Origin of the sequence: Terribacillus saccharophilus, assembly GCF_002272075.1 — a bacterium.
GTDB classification, from domain to species: Bacteria; Bacillota; Bacilli; order Bacillales; family Amphibacillaceae; genus Terribacillus; species Terribacillus saccharophilus_A.
The window spans coordinates 101,722-119,376 of record NZ_NPBJ01000021.1 but is presented as its reverse complement, the minus strand read 5'-3'; the positions used below and the strand labels follow the sequence as shown (position 1 = coordinate 119,376).

General features: G+C 46.0%; 18 protein-coding genes. All 18 read left to right on the top strand.

The window, feature by feature from the left end; translation table 11 throughout:
• Positions 1 to 20: 20 nt before the first annotated feature.
• Complete coding sequence (locus CHH48_RS10860; protein ID WP_176466430.1) at positions 21 to 2,204, top strand: S8 family serine peptidase; 2,184 nt, start codon at positions 21 to 23, stop codon at positions 2,202 to 2,204.
• 442 nt (positions 2,205 to 2,646) lie between these two features.
• Complete coding sequence (locus CHH48_RS10855; RefSeq protein ID WP_095219333.1) at positions 2,647 to 3,018, top strand: ATP synthase subunit I; 372 nt, start codon at positions 2,647 to 2,649, stop codon at positions 3,016 to 3,018.
• Positions 3,019 to 3,039: 21 nt separating this feature from the next.
• Positions 3,040 to 3,774, top strand: a complete 735-nt coding sequence (atpB, locus tag CHH48_RS10850; RefSeq protein WP_095219334.1) for a F0F1 ATP synthase subunit A — start codon at positions 3,040 to 3,042, stop codon at positions 3,772 to 3,774.
• Between the two features lie 34 nt (positions 3,775 to 3,808).
• Entirely contained in the window at positions 3,809 to 4,015 is a 207-nt protein-coding gene (gene atpE / locus CHH48_RS10845; RefSeq protein ID WP_095219335.1) for a F0F1 ATP synthase subunit C, read from the top strand.
• A gap of 131 nt (positions 4,016 to 4,146) precedes the next feature.
• On the top strand, positions 4,147 to 4,656 hold the full coding sequence (gene atpF, locus CHH48_RS10840; RefSeq protein WP_371809503.1) for a F0F1 ATP synthase subunit B: 510 nt from the start codon (positions 4,147 to 4,149) through the stop codon (positions 4,654 to 4,656).
• Between the two features lie 3 nt (positions 4,657 to 4,659).
• Complete coding sequence (locus CHH48_RS10835) at positions 4,660 to 5,205, top strand: F0F1 ATP synthase subunit delta (protein WP_095219336.1); 546 nt, start codon at positions 4,660 to 4,662, stop codon at positions 5,203 to 5,205.
• 18 nt (positions 5,206 to 5,223) lie between these two features.
• A complete protein-coding gene (gene atpA / locus CHH48_RS10830) occupies positions 5,224 to 6,729 on the top strand; it encodes a F0F1 ATP synthase subunit alpha (RefSeq protein ID WP_095219337.1) in 1,506 nt (501 codons plus the stop codon).
• 60 nt (positions 6,730 to 6,789) lie between these two features.
• Positions 6,790 to 7,656 (top strand): ATP synthase F1 subunit gamma, encoded by an 867-nt coding sequence (atpG, locus tag CHH48_RS10825; RefSeq protein ID WP_095219338.1) that lies wholly within the window; start codon positions 6,790 to 6,792, stop codon positions 7,654 to 7,656.
• Positions 7,657 to 7,679: 23 nt separating this feature from the next.
• Complete coding sequence (atpD, locus tag CHH48_RS10820) at positions 7,680 to 9,074, top strand: F0F1 ATP synthase subunit beta (protein ID WP_095219339.1); 1,395 nt, start codon at positions 7,680 to 7,682, stop codon at positions 9,072 to 9,074.
• A gap of 38 nt (positions 9,075 to 9,112) precedes the next feature.
• Positions 9,113 to 9,517, top strand: a complete 405-nt coding sequence (locus CHH48_RS10815; RefSeq protein ID WP_123921909.1) for a F0F1 ATP synthase subunit epsilon — start codon at positions 9,113 to 9,115, stop codon at positions 9,515 to 9,517.
• A 192-nt stretch (positions 9,518 to 9,709) separates the two neighbouring features.
• Entirely contained in the window at positions 9,710 to 9,943 is a 234-nt protein-coding gene (locus CHH48_RS10810) for a DUF1146 family protein (protein ID WP_038564087.1), read from the top strand.
• 77 nt (positions 9,944 to 10,020) lie between these two features.
• Positions 10,021 to 10,728, top strand: a complete 708-nt coding sequence (locus tag CHH48_RS10805; RefSeq protein WP_175073445.1) for a YwmB family TATA-box binding protein — start codon at positions 10,021 to 10,023, stop codon at positions 10,726 to 10,728.
• A gap of 33 nt (positions 10,729 to 10,761) precedes the next feature.
• The gene (murA, locus tag CHH48_RS10800) at positions 10,762 to 12,069 is read left to right on the top strand and encodes a UDP-N-acetylglucosamine 1-carboxyvinyltransferase (protein ID WP_095219341.1); all 1,308 of its coding nucleotides are present in this window, start codon (positions 10,762 to 10,764) and stop codon (positions 12,067 to 12,069) included.
• A gap of 165 nt (positions 12,070 to 12,234) precedes the next feature.
• Positions 12,235 to 13,059, top strand: coding sequence for a M55 family metallopeptidase (locus tag CHH48_RS10795; protein ID WP_095219342.1), 825 nt, complete (start codon positions 12,235 to 12,237; stop codon positions 13,057 to 13,059).
• 12 nt (positions 13,060 to 13,071) lie between these two features.
• Entirely contained in the window at positions 13,072 to 14,007 is a 936-nt protein-coding gene (locus CHH48_RS10790; protein WP_095219343.1) for an ABC transporter permease, read from the top strand.
• A 1-nt stretch (position 14,008) separates the two neighbouring features.
• Positions 14,009 to 14,962, top strand: a complete 954-nt coding sequence (locus CHH48_RS10785) for an ABC transporter permease (protein ID WP_095219344.1) — start codon at positions 14,009 to 14,011, stop codon at positions 14,960 to 14,962.
• A gap of 4 nt (positions 14,963 to 14,966) precedes the next feature.
• Positions 14,967 to 15,956 (top strand): ABC transporter ATP-binding protein, encoded by a 990-nt coding sequence (locus CHH48_RS10780; protein ID WP_095219345.1) that lies wholly within the window; start codon positions 14,967 to 14,969, stop codon positions 15,954 to 15,956.
• A 24-nt stretch (positions 15,957 to 15,980) separates the two neighbouring features.
• Positions 15,981 to 17,606 carry a peptide ABC transporter substrate-binding protein gene (locus CHH48_RS10775; RefSeq protein WP_095219346.1) on the top strand — a complete coding sequence of 542 codons (1,626 nt, stop codon included), beginning with the start codon at positions 15,981 to 15,983 and terminating at the stop codon, positions 17,604 to 17,606.
• Positions 17,607 to 17,655: the final 49 nt, after the last annotated feature.

Below are 17,655 nucleotides of genomic sequence, written 5' to 3'. Positions count from 1 at the left end.
TGGCACAAGGGGGAGAGGCCGTGAAGCGATTTAGTTTAGTGTTTATAAGTGTATTTATCATAATCGGTTTTCAGCCGGTTAAAGCAGCCGAGCAGAGGACTGTAATTATAGAACTGGAGGGCGACGTATCTGCCTATCGGGAGTATTTGGAGATGCATTATCCGTTCATTGAAATCGTGGAAGAATTCGACACCTTGTTCCAAGGACTGGCGCTGCGCGCAACGGAGGCACAGCTGGATGAACTGTCTCAGCACAGCCATCTGTTGAATATCCATCAGGTGCATACCTATAAAGCAGAAACAAAAAGAACGGAAGTGCCATTTGTGACGCAGGAGTTCCTCGGGACAAGTGCAGCGGGTGTTACCGGGAAAGGGGTTAAAGTCGGTGTCATCGATACTGGGATTGATTATACCCATCCTGATTTGAAAAAGAATTACAAAGGCGGGTTTGATGTTGTCGACTGGGATGACGATCCGATGGAGACAACACCAGAAGAGGGAGAAGCGACAATTCATGGGACGCATGTTGCTGGTATTATCGGTGCCAATGGCAAAATGAAAGGTATAGCTCCGGATGCTGAAATCTATAGCTATCGGGCACTGGGACCAGGAGGCACAGGAACATCCGTTCAAGTGATTGCGGCTATTGAAAAAGCGGTTGAAGATAAAATGGATATTATCAATTTGTCTTTAGGAAGCTCTGTGAACGGACCGGATTGGCCGACAAGCCTAGCAGTCAATAAAGCAGTGGAGATGGGCGTGAGTGTGGTGACAGCGAACGGAAATGAAGGCCCGGCCAACTGGACAGTCGGTTCCCCTGCTACTGCCACAAAAGCCTTGTCTGTCGGAGCTGTTACTACGCCGCAAAAAACAGCAGTACTATATGAGCGTTTTTATAAAAAAATGATTCCGATTCTGCCGCTTCAAGGAACGGTTGAGTGGAAGCAGCGTCGATCATTGCCGATTATGGATGGCGGTACCGGAGAAAAGCAGCTTCCGGATGCAACAGGCAAGATCGTCCTCTTCAAAAGAGGAAAAATACCATTTGCTGAGAAAGCTAGAATAGCGGAGCGAGCGAATGCTGCTGCTGTACTCATTTACAACGATGGGAGCGGCCCTTTGGAAGCCTCCATCCAGGATGGCGGAAAGCCAGTTTCTATCCCGGTTGCAGCCGTTACAAGGCAGGTTGGGCTATGGCTGCTTAAAAATGAGAAGACCGCTCAACTGTCGGCTAAACAAGTCGAGCTTCAAAATAGGATGGCAGCTTTCAGTTCGAGAGGCCCGGTCACGAGAAACTGGGCCATCAAACCAGAGATAGCGGCACCTGGCGCACCTGTATGGAGTACCGTACCCCAATCCGGCTATCAGGCTCTTCAGGGCACAAGTATGGCGGCACCATATGTGGCAGGAGCGCTGGCACTTGTTAAAGAAGCTCATCCAGAATGGACTGATGAGCAGCAGATTGGTGCACTGCTTACAACGGCACAGCTGCTCCAGAAGCCCAACGATCAGCCTTATGATCCAATTGAGCAAGGTATGGGGAAAATGCAGCCGTCCAAAGCAATCTCCACACCCGTCATTATTGAAAACCCGCTGCTGCGGTTTGGCAAGATCGATTCAAAGCAAGATGCAGAATATGTACTTACTGTCCACAATGTAAGTAACGTCAGGCAAAAGCTGCAATTCGATCAGCCGAAAGCAGTGAGCGGTATACGCTGGAAGGTACCAATGGCAGTGGAACTTTCTCCGCATGAAACGGAACGGTTAAATATCAGTATCTCTGTCAATCCTGATATACAGGAAGCTGGTGTACACCAAGGGTATCTCTCGGCCCGATTTGGCCAACAAAAAGTACATCTTCCTTACTTGTTCCTCTTAAAGAACGCAGATTATCCGAAGGCAATGGGACTCGAAATGGAATGGAAACCGCTTAACAGAAAAGGTGCCTACCACTATCAAATCTATTTGCCTGAAGGTGTAGCTGAACTTAGAATCGACTTGTATGACCCAGACACACTTGTTTATAACAGACAGCTCCTAACCAAAAAACAAGTGGATGCAGGGCTGCTGGAGGGCAGCATGAGCAAGAGGGAAGCTGGAAAACCGGGAGTCTATCTCGCTTTGATTCAACTCCGTATGAATGATGGAAAGTATGTGAGTACAGAGCTGCCACTTTATTTGTCAGACCAGATGCTCGTGAAATAGTACAGGTAAGTGAATTATATGTCACAGAATTGTCATATATGAACAGCTGATTATCCTATATAATAGTAAGCGGAGGCCTATGCGTTTAATAACGGATAGTCCTTTGCTTAATTGCTTTCGTGGAAGCGCATCCAATGTTGTTGTGGAAGGTAATTATTAACTTTGTAATTTATTTCACAATCTTGTATTGACACCGCGAATAGGCCTATTGTATTCTATAAATTGCGTGAGGTGGGCAGCTTGTATCATAAGTGAGGCGTGGTTTGCGCGCAGCGTCCCTACAGATCATGTAAAACACCAGCGCAACGAAAGAACAATAGTGGACAAGCAATTATATGTACTTTATGTGGTTTGCAGGTTGATCCATCTTTCCGTATTTACCGCTTTCCATACATAAGTATAAGCAGTAAATGTACGTCTTACACGCATGGGAGTAATGAAGATGCAGCAAGTCAATAAGATGATCCATGCACGACAACTCAAATGGATGCTATATTTACTGGCACTTTTGATGCTTGGGGCGGGGTTCACTCCGTACCAGCGCATTTTCCTCGGCTTGTTTCTTGGAGCCTCAGTCAGCTTCTTCTCCGTGTGGCTTCTTCAACGGAAGATCAGACAGTTCACTGAATCTGTCGCTACACATGGCAGAATACCAGCCTTAGGCACCTTTTCCCGCATGGCAGCGTCTGTGCTAGCTGTGATGCTCGCACTTCGTTTTGACGCTTATTTCCATCTTATTGCAGTAGTTATTGGTTTAGCTGCTGGCTACATCATTATCTTTATAGATAGTTTCTTCACGAGTTTAAAAGACTAGTAATGAAAGAGGTGAAATTAATTGAATCACGGATCACCAATGTGGAATAATGCATTCGGTATCGAATGGCTCGACTTCAACTTGTCGACATCTCTGATGACCATCATCTCCTCTGTTATCGTCTTTATCCTTTGTGTAATGGGCAGCAGGAACCTGCAGCGCAGACCTCGTGCTTTCCAGAACGTGATGGAGATGCTAGTTGACTTCGTAAAGAAAGTGATTGGCGACGCAATGGACTGGAAAACAGGCAAACAATTCCTGCCGCTCGGTCTGACGCTCTTCATGTACATCTTTGTGAGTAACATGCTTGGTGTCATCATCATGGTTGTCGTGGGTGAAGACCATAATCTTTGGTGGAAATCACCGACATCCGATGCAGCAACCACACTAACATTATCAGTGATGGTCATCTTGCTCACCAACTTCTATGGTGTCAAGATTCTTGGCGGAAAAGAATATCTCAAGGGCTACATTCGTCCGGTGCCATTCCTGCTTCCATTGAACCTTATTGAGGAAGCTGCGAATACACTGACACTTGGATTACGTCTTTTCGGTAACATTTTCGCAGGGGAAGTATTGTTATCCTTGATTGGGGAGTCTCTGGCTGGCGTTAACCCGCCATTTACGACAATACTGGCATTCGTGCCAATGATCGCATGGCAGGGCTTCAGTCTTTTCATCGGGACAATCCAGTCTTATATATTCCTAGTGCTGACAATGGTTTACATGTCGCACAAAGTTTCAAAAGCACATTAAATTTAGTTTTTAAATACAAGGAGGAAATTTAAACATGAGTTCATTAGCAGCTGCAATTGCAATTGGTTTAGCCGCACTAGGCGCAGGTATTGGTAACGGTCTAATCGTTAGCCGCACAGTAGAAGGGATCGCTAGACAGCCTGAACTTGCTGGAAAACTTCAAACTACAATGTACATTGGTGTCGCACTAGTAGAGGTTATTCCTATCTTCGCCCTAGTTATCGCGTTCATGGTAATGTAATTCACCTATCGCAAGTACTCTATAATTTGAATGAATGGCGAAATTCTATATCTTGAATCTTCGCCATTCTTTTTGTAAAGCCCCAGATATGAATGGGAAAAGAATAGTTTAGCTCGAAAGGAGTGGCACAGTTGCAAACACTTACGATTGGTGCTGCAGTAGGTGGATTACCTATCGGTAGCATGTTGATTCAACTTATCAGCTTTATCATCCTGCTGGCGCTTCTTAAGAAGTTCGCATGGAAACCATTATTGAAAGTCATGCAGGACCGCCAGGAATATATCTCTAATGAGATTGACACGGCAGAAGCTAGCCGCAAAGAAGCCGAAGCAGCAGCAAAAACTGCAGCAGAGGAATTGAAACAAACACGTGCAGAAGCACAATCTATCATAGAAGACGCAAGAAAAGCGGGACAGCAGCAGGAAGAGCAGATCATTGCTATTGCGCGCCGTGAAGCTGAGCGCCTGAAAGACGCAGCGGTCGAAGATATCGCCAACGAAAAGGAAAAAGCAATGCAGGCATTGCAAGCACAAGTGGCATCCCTTTCCGTACAGATCGCAAGCAAAATCATCGAGAAAGAAATTACTTCCGACGATCAGGACAAGCTTATTAGTGACTATGTGAAAGAATTGGAGCGATAAGCTATGCGTGATGTGACCATTGTAAAACGATACGCAGAAGCGCTGTTCGAAGTAGCAGAGAATCGCGACATCGTCGAAACCGTGCGAGCGGAATTGCACACAGCGAAGCAAGTGGCACAAAACGATGCTGCTTTCCTCCGGTTCCTCTCAGAGCCTAAGATTGGCTTGGATAAAAAGAAAGCACTTATCGAAACTAGCTTTGCTGCAGGAAGCATCGAAGTTCGCAATACGTTAAAACTGCTTTTGGATGCTGGGCGTATCAGCAGTATCCCGCAAGTAGCGGATGCTTTCCAAACGATGTTTGACGAAAAGCAAGGAACTGCACAAGCGACAGTTTATTCTGTCCGTGAGCTTTCCGATGCAGAGCGTCAGACAGTGGCAGAGACATTTGCGAAAAGGCTAGGCAAACAAACTGTTTCCATTGATAACAAGGTTGATCCGACACTGCTAGGCGGTTTGAAAGTACGGATTGGCAATACAATCTACGACAGCTCCATCAAAAACAAGCTGACTCGTATCGAACGTAATTTAGTAAATGTGAGCAAATAAGGATAGAGGTGAGACCGCATGAGCATGAAAGCTGAAGAAATCAGCGCGTTGATTAAACAGCAAATCGAGAGTTATGACGCTGAAATAGAAGTAAGTGATGTTGGTACTGTAATTCAAGTTGGTGACGGTATCGCACGTGTCCATGGCTTGGACAATGTAATGTCCGGAGAATTAATCGAGTTCTCTAACGGTGTCATGGGACTTGCACAGAACTTGGAAGAATCAAATGTCGGTGTCGTTATTCTAGGCGAATACAAAGGCATCCGTGAAGGTGACGAAGTTCGTCGTACAGGACGTATCATGCAAGTTCCTGTTGGCCAAGAGCTTGTCGGCCGTGTTGTTAACCCACTTGGGCAGCCGATCGATGGTAAAGGTCCAATCGAAGCTAGCAACACTCGTCCAATCGAATCTCCAGCACCAGGCGTAATGGATCGTAAATCCGTTCATGAGCCGCTTCAGACTGGTATCAAAGCAATCGATGCACTAGTACCTGTAGGCCGCGGTCAGCGTGAGTTGATCATCGGTGACCGTCAGACTGGTAAGACATCCGTTGCAATCGATGCAATTCTTAACCAGCATGACCAAGATATGATTTGTATCTATGTTGCAATCGGCCAGAAGGAATCCACTGTACGCGGTACAGTAGAAACACTTCGTAAGCATGGTGCACTTGATTACACAATCGTAGTAGCAGCAGGTGCTTCTGATCCTGCACCATTGCTTTACCTAGCACCATATGCAGGTGTAGCTATGGGTGAAGAGTTCATGTATAACGGCAAGCACGTTTTGATCGTATACGATGATCTTTCCAAACAAGCAGCAGCATACCGTGAACTTTCCTTGCTTCTTAAACGTCCTCCAGGTCGTGAAGCATTCCCAGGGGATGTTTTCTACTTGCACTCCCGTCTATTGGAGCGTGCAGCGAAGCTAAGTGATGCTAAAGGCGGCGGTTCTATCACGGCATTGCCGTTCGTAGAAACACAAGCTGGCGATATCTCCGCTTATATCCCGACAAACGTTATCTCTATCACGGATGGTCAGATCTTCTTGCAGTCCGATTTGTTCTTCTCCGGTGTACGACCAGCGATCAACCCAGGTTTGTCTGTATCCCGTGTAGGTGGATCTGCACAGATCAAAGCGATGAAAAAGGTTGCCGGAACATTGCGTCTTGATTTGGCTGCATTCCGTGAGCTTGAATCATTCGCGCAGTTCGGTTCTGACTTGGATGCGGCGACTCAGTCTCGTCTAAACCGTGGAGCACGTACAGTAGAAGTTCTGAAGCAAGGCTTGCATCAGCCGCTTTCCGTTGAGAAGCAAGTAACAATTATCTATGCGCTTGTAAATGGCTACTTGGATGATATTCCGGTAGAGCAAATTGTTCGTTTCGAGAATGAATTCCACACTTGGTTTGCTGCGAATCAAGCGGACTTGCTTAAAGGCATCCGTGAGACTGGTAACCCAGCAGATTCTGACCAGCTTAACAATGCAATCGAAGCATTCAAGAAGACATTCGTCGTAAACTAACGTTTCTATAAATTTCGGAATGCTGCACGTATTCCTTACGGAAGGGAGGCTGCATGCGCCTTGGCATCTTTAAGAGATATTCAGAGTAAAATCAACTCTACCAAAAAGACGAAACAAATTACGAAAGCGATGCAGATGGTTTCTGCGTCTAAACTGACGCGGGCAGAGCAGAATGCAAAAGCTTTCGTACCATATAGCGAGAAAATGCAGGAGGTTGTGGTGCAAATTGCAGCGTCAGGTGACGCGACACATCCTATGCTGCAGACCCGGGCAGTCAAGAAGACAGGTTATCTTGTCATCACGGCTGACCGTGGATTGGCTGGTGGTTACAACAACAACGTAATCCGTGAAGTGTACCGTACTATCCAGCATCAGCACACTGATGCAGATGAATATACGGTCATTGCTGCTGGACGTTTCGGTAGGGACTTCTTCAAGAAGAACAATCTGCCAATCGCCAAAGAAATCATCGGACTGCCTGATCAGCCGGACTTTTCGGATATCAAGCAGATCGCATCTGAAGCAGTGGAGATGTTCCTGGAAGAGGAAATTGATGAATTGGTATTGTTCTACAACCATTTCAATAGTGCAATTTCCCAGGAAGTAACTTCCCAGAAGCTTCTACCATTAACAGATCTTTCTTCGGAGAAAGGACGTTCCGTACAGAGCATGTACGAGTTCGAACCAGATGCAGAAGAAATTTTGAAAGTATTGCTGCCTCAATATGCCGAAAGCTTGATCTACGGTGCGTTGCTTGATGCGAAAGCGAGTGAGCACGCAGCACGTATGACAGCTATGAGAAGTGCAACAGACAACGCAAACGAGCGGATCGATGATCTGACACTAACTTATAACCGGGCACGTCAAGCAGCTATTACACAAGAAATCAGTGAGATTGTCAGCGGAGCGGCTGCGCAGCAATCCTAAGAATACAGATAGGAGGGTTCCAGATGAGCAATGGTATCATTACGCAGGTTATGGGTCCGGTTGTGGACGTACGTTTCCCGAACGGCCACCTGCCTGCCATCTATAATGCACTAGTTGTCCAAGTGAGCGAAACTTCTTCTTTGACATTAGAAGTAGCACTTCACCTTGGTGACGATAGTGTTCGTACAATCGCGATGTCTTCGACAGAAGGAGTACAGCGCGGGAAAGAAGTAGTGGATACAGGAGCTGCAATCAGCGTACCTGTAGGGGAAGCTACTTTAGGACGTATTTTCAACGTATTAGGTGAAACTATCGATTTAGATGAGCCTATCCAAGGCGAAATCAAAAAAGATCCTATTCACCGTGAAGCACCAGCATTCGAAAATCTTGCAACTGAAACAGAGATTCTGGAAACGGGTATCAAGGTTGTCGACTTGCTTGCTCCATATATCAAAGGTGGTAAGATCGGTCTCTTCGGAGGTGCAGGAGTAGGTAAAACTGTACTTATCCAGGAATTGATCAACAACATCGCACAAGAACACGGCGGTATTTCCGTATTCGCTGGTGTTGGTGAACGTACTCGTGAAGGTAACGACTTGTACTTCGAAATGAAGGATTCCGGCGTTATCGCGAAGACTGCAATGGTCTTCGGTCAGATGAACGAACCGCCTGGAGCACGTATGCGTGTTGCACTGACTGGTTTGACAATGGCAGAGCACTTCCGTGACAATGAAGGTCAGGACGTACTTCTGTTCATCGATAACATCTTCCGTTTCACTCAAGCAGGTTCTGAGGTATCCGCATTGCTTGGCCGTATGCCATCTGCAGTAGGTTACCAGCCGACACTTGCTACTGAAATGGGTCAGCTGCAAGAGCGTATCACATCTACAAATGTAGGTTCCGTTACTTCCATCCAAGCAGTATATGTACCAGCGGATGACTATACAGATCCGGCTCCGGCTACAACTTTCGCTCACTTGGATGCAACAACGAACCTTGACCGTAAACTTTCCGAGCAAGGTATCTACCCTGCCGTAGATCCACTTGCTTCTACTTCTAGAGCATTGGATGCTAACGTAGTCGGAGAAGAACATTACAATGTAGCACGTCAAGTGCAGCAAACATTGCAGCGTTACCGTGAATTGCAGGATATCATTGCAATTCTAGGTATGGATGAGCTTAGTGAAGAGGACAAACTTGTCGTTTCACGTGCGCGCCGCGTACAGTTCTTCCTTTCTCAGAACTTCCACGTTGCTGAGCAGTTCACAGGCCAAAAAGGTTCTTATGTACCTGTTAAAGAAACAGTTGCAGGCTTCAAAGGAATCCTTGAAGGTAAATACGATCACATTCCGGAAGATAGCTTCCGCCTTGTGGGACGTATTGAAGAAGTGCTTGAAAAAGCTGGCGTTAACCAATAAGCAGCAATCATGTAATAGTAGGATAGGAGGGGCTCCTGATGAGTACCGTAACAACAAGCATTGTTACTCCTGATGGCCCTGTTCTGGAAGAAGACTATGAAATGGTTAGCTGTACAGCGGAAAATGGTGAACTTGGTATTCTTCCAGGTCACATTCCGTTGGTAGCGCCATTGAAGGTTAGCTCGGTTCGTCTACAGATCCAAGGTCGCACAGATTATGTTTCTGTAAGTGGCGGTTTCCTTGAAGTCCGTCCGGACAGGGTCACAATTCTGGCTCAATCAGCCGAAAGAGCAAGTGACATTGATGTGGACCGTGCAGAACAGGCGAAGCAGCGCGCTGAGAAACGTCTGCAGGATAAGCAGGCTAACTTAGACCAAATCCGCGCTGAACAAGCGCTTAACCGGGCAATCAACCGACTTGATGTCGCGTCTCACGCCCGCTAATTAAAACAGCATTCCGACAAGGAATGCTGTTTTTTTATTATTTCATTTCCTGGGCAATAATAATGGCAGCGATTAGCAAATGCCGTTATAATTTGAAGGAAACGCGTTTAATAGTACGGAAATTAGGATAACAAGGTATTATGTGGCTAAAGAGCGCGCATTTGCCTGTGTATCCGTTAAGGAGTGTATATCATGTTTTCGGTAATAGGGCAGGATGCGATGCTGGGCATAGTTTCCCACATTGCTTTTATGGCAATTACTTGGCGTATATTGATGGGGGTCAATGTAGATGCATTAATAAAGAAAGGGAAAGTATTCGAGGCCCGGATGCTGCTTATTTTCCTCACGATAGTTATTGGAACAACGGTAAGTAACGTATTCCTTCAACTAGTAAGCTGGACCAAACAGCTCCAGTATCTACTCTAGTAATCTAGCATAAATGTATAAGCTTTTTCATCTCTGTTCATACTGTTTCTAAAATGGTCGGACAGGGGATAAAGAAAATGAAACATTATCTAGGATTAATCGTAGTTATCATTATGCTATTAGGTAATAGTATAGAGTCTTATGGGGCAGCAAAAGCTGACGTATCAAAAGATGTAAACCGTATGTATGATGTATTGGAAAGTGAAGGGGCCGAGCTTATGTCCTTTGAAATCACAATACGGGAGACAATTTCCCGGGACGATATCGAGGGAAAGTTGATGGATTTGAATAACGTGGGGACTATTGTAGAAGAAAAAACGGAAAATGCTACAAAATTTATGGTACATACCCCCCATAAACAAAATGCCATTGCCGAACGTATATTGTTGGTAGTACCTACAGATAAGGAATACCAGGCGGAACTCATCTATACTGTTTCTGGGTCAAAATGGACAGAAAAGGTACAACAATCTGTCCAAGACTTGACATCTGCTGCTCAATCGCAATTTTTCACATATAATGCGTCAAAATTCGCTTGTCTCAAAGCGGGTTTCGGTGATAAAATAAGCGGTGGTATTTTGTTTCAGAATGTCATGAAAAAATTAGATGTTCAACCACTAACGAATATGCAAGATAACGTTTACACTACGACAACAGGATATACAACACAATTGAAAGCCAGCCGTTCCTTAGCAGACAACATGAATATCCAGCTTGCGCTGCATGATGGGAATGGGCAATCAACCGTAACTGTAGGAACGCCTATCATAACGACTGAATATTAATATAGTGAAATTGGACGCGGAGGAGAATGTAACTTGGAAAAAATCATCGTCCGTGGTGGAAGGCAGCTTAAAGGATCTGTCAAGGTCGAAGGTGCGAAAAATGCCGTACTGCCTGTCATCGCAGCAAGTATAGTTGCAAGTAAAGGAAAAAGTGTCATTCATAATGTCCCGGCTTTAGCCGATGTATTTACCATCAATGAAGTGTTACGCAGCATGGGTGCTGAGGTGGTATTCAGCAATGGAACAATCACTGTCGATGCCACAAAACAGATGACGACAGAAGCGCCTTTCGAGTATGTTCGGAAGATGCGTGCATCTGTATTAGTTTTAGGTCCATTGTTGGCACGTTTTGGTCATGCGAAAGTGGCACTGCCGGGTGGCTGTGCAATCGGTTCCCGACCAATCGATCAGCACCTAAAAGGGTTCGAAGCGATGGGAGCAAGTGTACAGGTCGGCAACGGCTTTGTAGAATTACGTACTGAAGGACGCCTGCAAGGCGCTAAAATATATCTGGATGTACCTAGTGTAGGTGCAACAGAGAACATCATCACAGCAGCCGCACTAGCTGAAGGAACAACTATTCTTGAAAACTGTGCGAAAGAGCCAGAGATTGTTGATCTAGCAAACTATCTGAATGCGATGGGTGCGAAAATCGTTGGCGCTGGTACAGAAACAATCCGCATTGAAGGTGTCGAAGAACTATCAGGCGCTGAGCATGTTATGATTGCAGACCGTATCGAAGCTGGTACTTTCATGGTTGCAGCCGCAATCACGAAAGGTGATGTACTGATTGAAGGCATCGAAATGGAGCATGTCCGTGCAGCAGCTGCCAAAATGGAAGAAATGGGTGTCATCATCAAGGAAGAAGCAAATGGCATTCGCGTTATCGGTCCTGACAAATTGACAGCGACAGATGTTAAGACACTGCCACACCCAGGATTCCCGACAGATATGCAGTCACAGATGATGGCTTTGATGCTATGTGCAGAAGGCACTAGCATAATTACAGAAACAGTATTTGAGAATCGCTTCATGCATGTGGAGGAATTCCGCCGCATGAATGCAAAAATTAAAATCGAAGGTCGCAGTGTCATCATGGAAGGTCCAACAAACATGCAAGGCGCTGAAGTAGCCGCAACAGATTTGCGTGCTGGAGCAGCTCTAATTCTGGCAGGATTAATTGCAGATGGTTATACGCGTGTCACTGAGCTTAAGCATTTGGATCGCGGCTATGTGAATTTCCATGGTAAATTAGCAGAACTAGGTGCAGACATCGAACGCGTTAATGATGAAGTGTTCGAAGAAGCAGCTGCTACAATGGAAGAAACATCAACATATTAAGGCTATCAAGGATAAGTCCCTTTGTGAGAAGGGGCTTATTTTTTTATGTCTTTGTAAGAAAACCTTCCCTACAAATTGGTAATTATTCTTCCTAAGCGTATATGGCTATGCTATAATTATTTAGAAAATTCAACTAATATAGAAAGTTCGGAAGAGAGGGGTAGGATGAAATTATACCTATCGGTAGACATGGAAGGAATCGTCGGTTTACCGGACTATACATATGTGGACAGCTCAAAACATAATTATGAACGGGCAAGGCGGATTATGACAGCAGAAACGAATAGCATCATTGGTGCAGCGATTGATGCAGGTGCAGAATATGTTCTTGTCAACGACAGCCATTCTAAAATGAATAACCTATTGGTAGAGGAATTACATGAAGAGGCTTCTTTGATATCTGGTGAAGTGAAACCGCTTTCAATGGTGCAAAGTCTGGATGCAAGCTTTTCTGGAGCAATGTTTTCTGGATATCATGCACGAGCAGGGCAGTTCGGCGTCATGTCCCATAGCATGATTCATGGGGTTCGTAACTTTTTCCTGAATGATGAGCCGATTGGAGAACTGGGTTTCAATGCATATGTTGCTGGTCATTATGGTGTGCCGGTCCTCCTGGTTGCAGGTGATGATCAAGCATGTTTGGAAGCGGAGCGGCTTATCCCAGGAGTAGTAACAGCACCTGTCAAACAGACAATATCCCGTTCTGCTATCTTGACGCTGACACCAAAGAAAGCAGATAAGCTTCTCCGTGAAAAGGTGGAAGAAGCGATGAAGAAAGTGCCGATAGCTGAGCCGCTCGTCCCACCGGATAAAATTGTCCTGCGAATCGAATTCACCAACTATGGTCAAGCGGAATGGGCCCATTTGATGCCAGGTACCTATATGGAGCCGGGTACAACCATAGTCGCTTTTCCTGCCAAAGACATCATCGAAGCGTATCGTGCCATGCTCGTCATGACAGAGCTGGCAATGCATACGACCTTCAGTTAGGAGTGACAGCTTATGGCGATATATCTGATTCGCCGTTTTGTAATTATGATAGCAACCATATTCGTTATCGCGACACTGACATTTATCCTGATGCACAGCATTCCAGGGAATCCGTTCACAACACAGGACCGGAGCACGAGTGAAGCTGTTCAGGAAAACTTGAAGGCACATTACCATTTAGATGAGCCAATGATTGTTCAATATGGTATTTGGCTCAAATCCTTGGCAACCTTTGATTTCGGTCCGTCCATCAAGCAGCCGACTGAAACAGTGAATGATTTACTAGGCCGCGGGTTTCCGATATCAGCGGAGCTCGGCATGTGGACAATTACAATCGCACTTATTTCCGGTATTACATTAGGTGTCCTAGCTGCCTTGAAACATAACGGCATTATAGATTATATAGCGATGACATTGGCCGTATTAGGTATCTCCATACCGAACTTCATTCTGGCAACATTGCTAATTCAGCAGCTGGCTGTGAATCTGCAGCTGCTGCCAGCAGCAACTTGGTCTTCACCGATGCATATGATCATGCCGATTATTGCATTGGCGACAGGTCCTACAGCGATCATTGCCCGTTTAACAAGATCCAGCATGCTCGAGGTTCTGACACAGGATTATATTAAGACCGCACGGGCAAAAGGCCTGTCTCCAGCCAAAATCGTCATCAAGCATGCTTTGCGAAATGCGCTGATGCCGGTAGTGACCATTCTCGGAACATTGGTTGCTGCCATTTTAACAGGTACATTCGTCATTGAACGTATTTTTGCCATACCTGGTATGGGAAAGTATTTTGTTGAAAGTATCAATAACCGTGATTATCCGGTCATTATGGGAACGACCGTTTTCTACAGTGCCTTTCTCATTTTCATGCTTTTCCTAGTCGATATCGTTTACAGCATCTTAGATCCGAGAATCAAGCTGCACAAAAAAGGAGGCAGCTGATATGGAATATCATAATAGACCAATTGATACGACAGGACAGCAAATACCGGAGGATTGGTTCCAGCCGATAGAGAAGGATCTGAACAAAGCGGAAGAAGTAGCCCGTCCGAGTTTGTCTTTTTACAAAGATGCCTGGCTGCGTTTAAAGCAAAACCGGTTAGCTATAACAGGATTATTCTTCTTAATCGTCCTAATCCTAGCAGCCGTCTTTGCTCCAATATTCTCGCCGTATTCCATTTCAGAAGGCGCATTACGGAATCAGAATCTGGCACCATCTGCAGCACACTGGTTCGGCACCGATAATCTGGGACGTGATGTATTCACCCGCCTTTGGCACGGAGCACGTGTTTCGCTGTTTGTCGGAGTAGCTGCTGCCTTGATCGATTTCTTTATCGGAATTATCTATGGCGGTGTCGCAGGCTACAAGGGCGGACGTACTGACAGTGTTATGATGCGTATCATCGAGGTGCTTTACGGGCTGCCGCATCTGCTAGTAGTTATTCTGCTGCTTGTTGTGATGGGACCTAGTCTGTTCACGATAATTGTAGCCCTTACCATCACTGGCTGGATCGGGATGGCCAGAATTGTCCGCGGTCAGGTGATGCAGCTGCGCAACCATGAATATGTACTTGCATCCAAAACATTAGGAGCGAGTACCGGTCGAATCATCCGCAAGAACTTACTTCCGAATACGATGGGTCCGATTATCGTGCAAATCACGCTGACTGTACCATCGGCAATCTTCGCAGAGGCTTTCCTTAGCTTTCTAGGTCTTGGTATACAGGCACCAAATGCGAGCTGGGGATCTATGGCTAATGATGGTCTGTCTGCAATTCTCTCTGGAGATTGGTGGCTGTTGTTCTTCCCGGCATTGTTCATTAGCTTAACAATGTTCGCCTTCAATGTACTGGGTGATGGCTTACGGGATGCATTCGATCCGAAGCTGAGGAGGTGACAGAATGGAAAAGATACTTGAAATTGATGACTTACATGTGCATTTCTCGACATATGGCGGAACTGTCCAGGCTGTCAGGGGTGTGAATCTTTATTTAAACAAAGGAGAGACACTTGCGATTGTTGGGGAATCGGGGAGCGGAAAAAGCGTAACGAGCAACAGTATCATGCAGCTTATCCCATCTCCGTCAGGTAAGATCGTCCGAGGTTCTATTCGTTTCAAAGGCAAGGATCTTGTACAAACATCTAAAAAGGAAATGCGCGCTATCCGTGGTGTCGACATTTCAATGATCTTCCAGGATCCAATGACTGCGCTCAATCCGACCTTGACTGTCGGTGATCAACTGACAGAAGGGCTGAAGCAGCACTCATCAGTGAGCATTGGCAAAGCGAAGGAGAAGGCCATCGAAATGCTTCGTCTTGTCGGTATAACCAATCCGGAGAGCCGGTTGAAGCAGTATCCGCATCAATTCAGCGGCGGTATGCGGCAGCGTATAGTCATTGCCATGGCGCTGATCTGTGAACCGGATTTGCTCATAGCTGATGAACCGACGACGGCACTTGATGTGACCATCCAGGCGCAAATTATGGAGCTGTTTAAAGAGATTCAAGAAAAAACAGGTGTGTCCATCATTCTTGTCACACATGATCTTGGAGTCGTTGCCCGCGTAGCGGATCGTGTCGCAGTTATGTATGGAGGAAAAATTATTGAAACCGGCGATAAGGATGATATCTTTTATCGTCCGCAGCATCCGTACACGATCGGATTGCTGCAATCCGTGCCGCGGCTCGATATGAAAGAAGATATTCTGCAGCCAATCGAAGGGACACCGCCGGATTTGTTTGCACCACCGCAAGGCTGTCCGTTTACTGCCCGCTGTGCACATGCGATGCAGGTATGCGCAAATATACATCCTGCCACCAGTTATCTTTCCGATTCACATCAGGTGGAATGCTGGCTGCAGGATGCACGTGCCAAACGGCAGCCAGTCTGATCAAATTTTAAAGGGGGAAAAGAGATGAAAAGAAACTGGAAATTATCTATGATTGCTTGTCTTGCTGCTTTAGTCCTTTTACTTTCTGCATGTACTGCAAATAACAGCGCCGGCGGAAGCGGCGGGGGTGAGGAAGGGGAGGACAAAAAAGTCCTGCGTCTTAATAACGGACAGGAGCCTACATCCCTTGATCCGCCAGAAGGCTTTGACAGTGTATCTTGGGTTATGGTCAACAACTTGATGGAAGGACTGACTCGTCTTGATGAAAGTCACCAGCCACAAGCAGCGATTGCAGAGAGTTGGGATGTCAGCGAGGACGGCAAGGAGTATACGTTCCATCTTCGAGATGATGCCAAGTGGTCCAATGGTGATGACGTTACAGCCAATGATTTTGTCTACGCATGGAAGCATATGCTTGATCCGGAACAGGCTTATCAGCCGGCATTCCTAGCATATGTGATTGAAGGAGCCGAAGCGTATAACAGCGGAGAAGGCAGTGCGGACGATGTTGCTATTGAAGCAGTCGACGAAAAGACGTTCAAGGTGACACTTACAGCACCAACAGGATACTTCCTGAACCTATTGACTAACCCTGCTTTCTTCCCGGTCAATGAAAAAGTCGCAGAAGAAAATCCAGAATGGTTCGCAGAAGCAGACACGTATGTGAGCAACGGTCCATTCAAAATCGACAGCTGGTCGCATGATAAAGAACTAATTATGGTCAAGAACCCGGAATATTGGGACGTTGACACTGTGAAGCTTGATCAAGTGAACTGGGCAATGGTTGCCGATAGGAATACAGAGTATCAAATGTATCAGAGCGGTGACTTAGACAGATCCTCCATCCCAGCAGATAATGCGAAGGAACTGATGGAAAGTGATGAACTGGTAACCGAGGTACAGGCTGGTGATCAATTCCTCCGCTTCAATGTACAGAAAGAACCATTTACGAATGAAAAGATCCGTAAAGCATTTGCGATGGCAATGAATCGTGATGATATCGTCGAGTTTGTCCGTGGTATTGGCGAACAGCCTGCTCGCGGCTTCGTACCATATGGCTTCGAAACACCGGATGGCGGCGATTTCCGTGAAGAGAATGGCGATCTTATTCAAGATGATCCAGCCGAAGCGAAGAAACTGCTCGAAGAAGGCATGCAGGAAGAAGGCTGGGATGAACTGCCTGCTGTGACATTGACTTACGGTACAAATACGGAAAATGAACGCTTAGCAGAAGGCGTGCAGAATATGCTTTCCGAAAACCTAGGAGTGGATGTAACACTGCAGACAGTCGAGTCCAGTGTATTCAGCGAAGAGCAAACAAAGCTCGTCTACCAATTGTTCCGCGGGTCCTTCTTAGCGGATTATGGCGATCCGGTTAACTTCCTGGAGAGCTTTACAACTGAATCCTCTTCTAACCGTACAGGTTGGTCCAATGAAGAATACGATCAGCTGATTGCAGACTCGAAAACACAAAGCGATGAGGCGACGCGTTACGAGATGCTGATGGAAGCAGAGAAAATCTTGATGGATGAAATGCCGATCGCACCGCTTCACTTCTATCAGCATGTGTACTTGCAAAAGACGAATGTGAAGAATGTCATCATGCACCCAGTCGGCTACTTAGAGCTGAAATGGGCGGATATTGAATAAAGCAGAGGAGGAGAAGTGGTGAGAGCCACTTCTTTTCTGTCTGTCATAC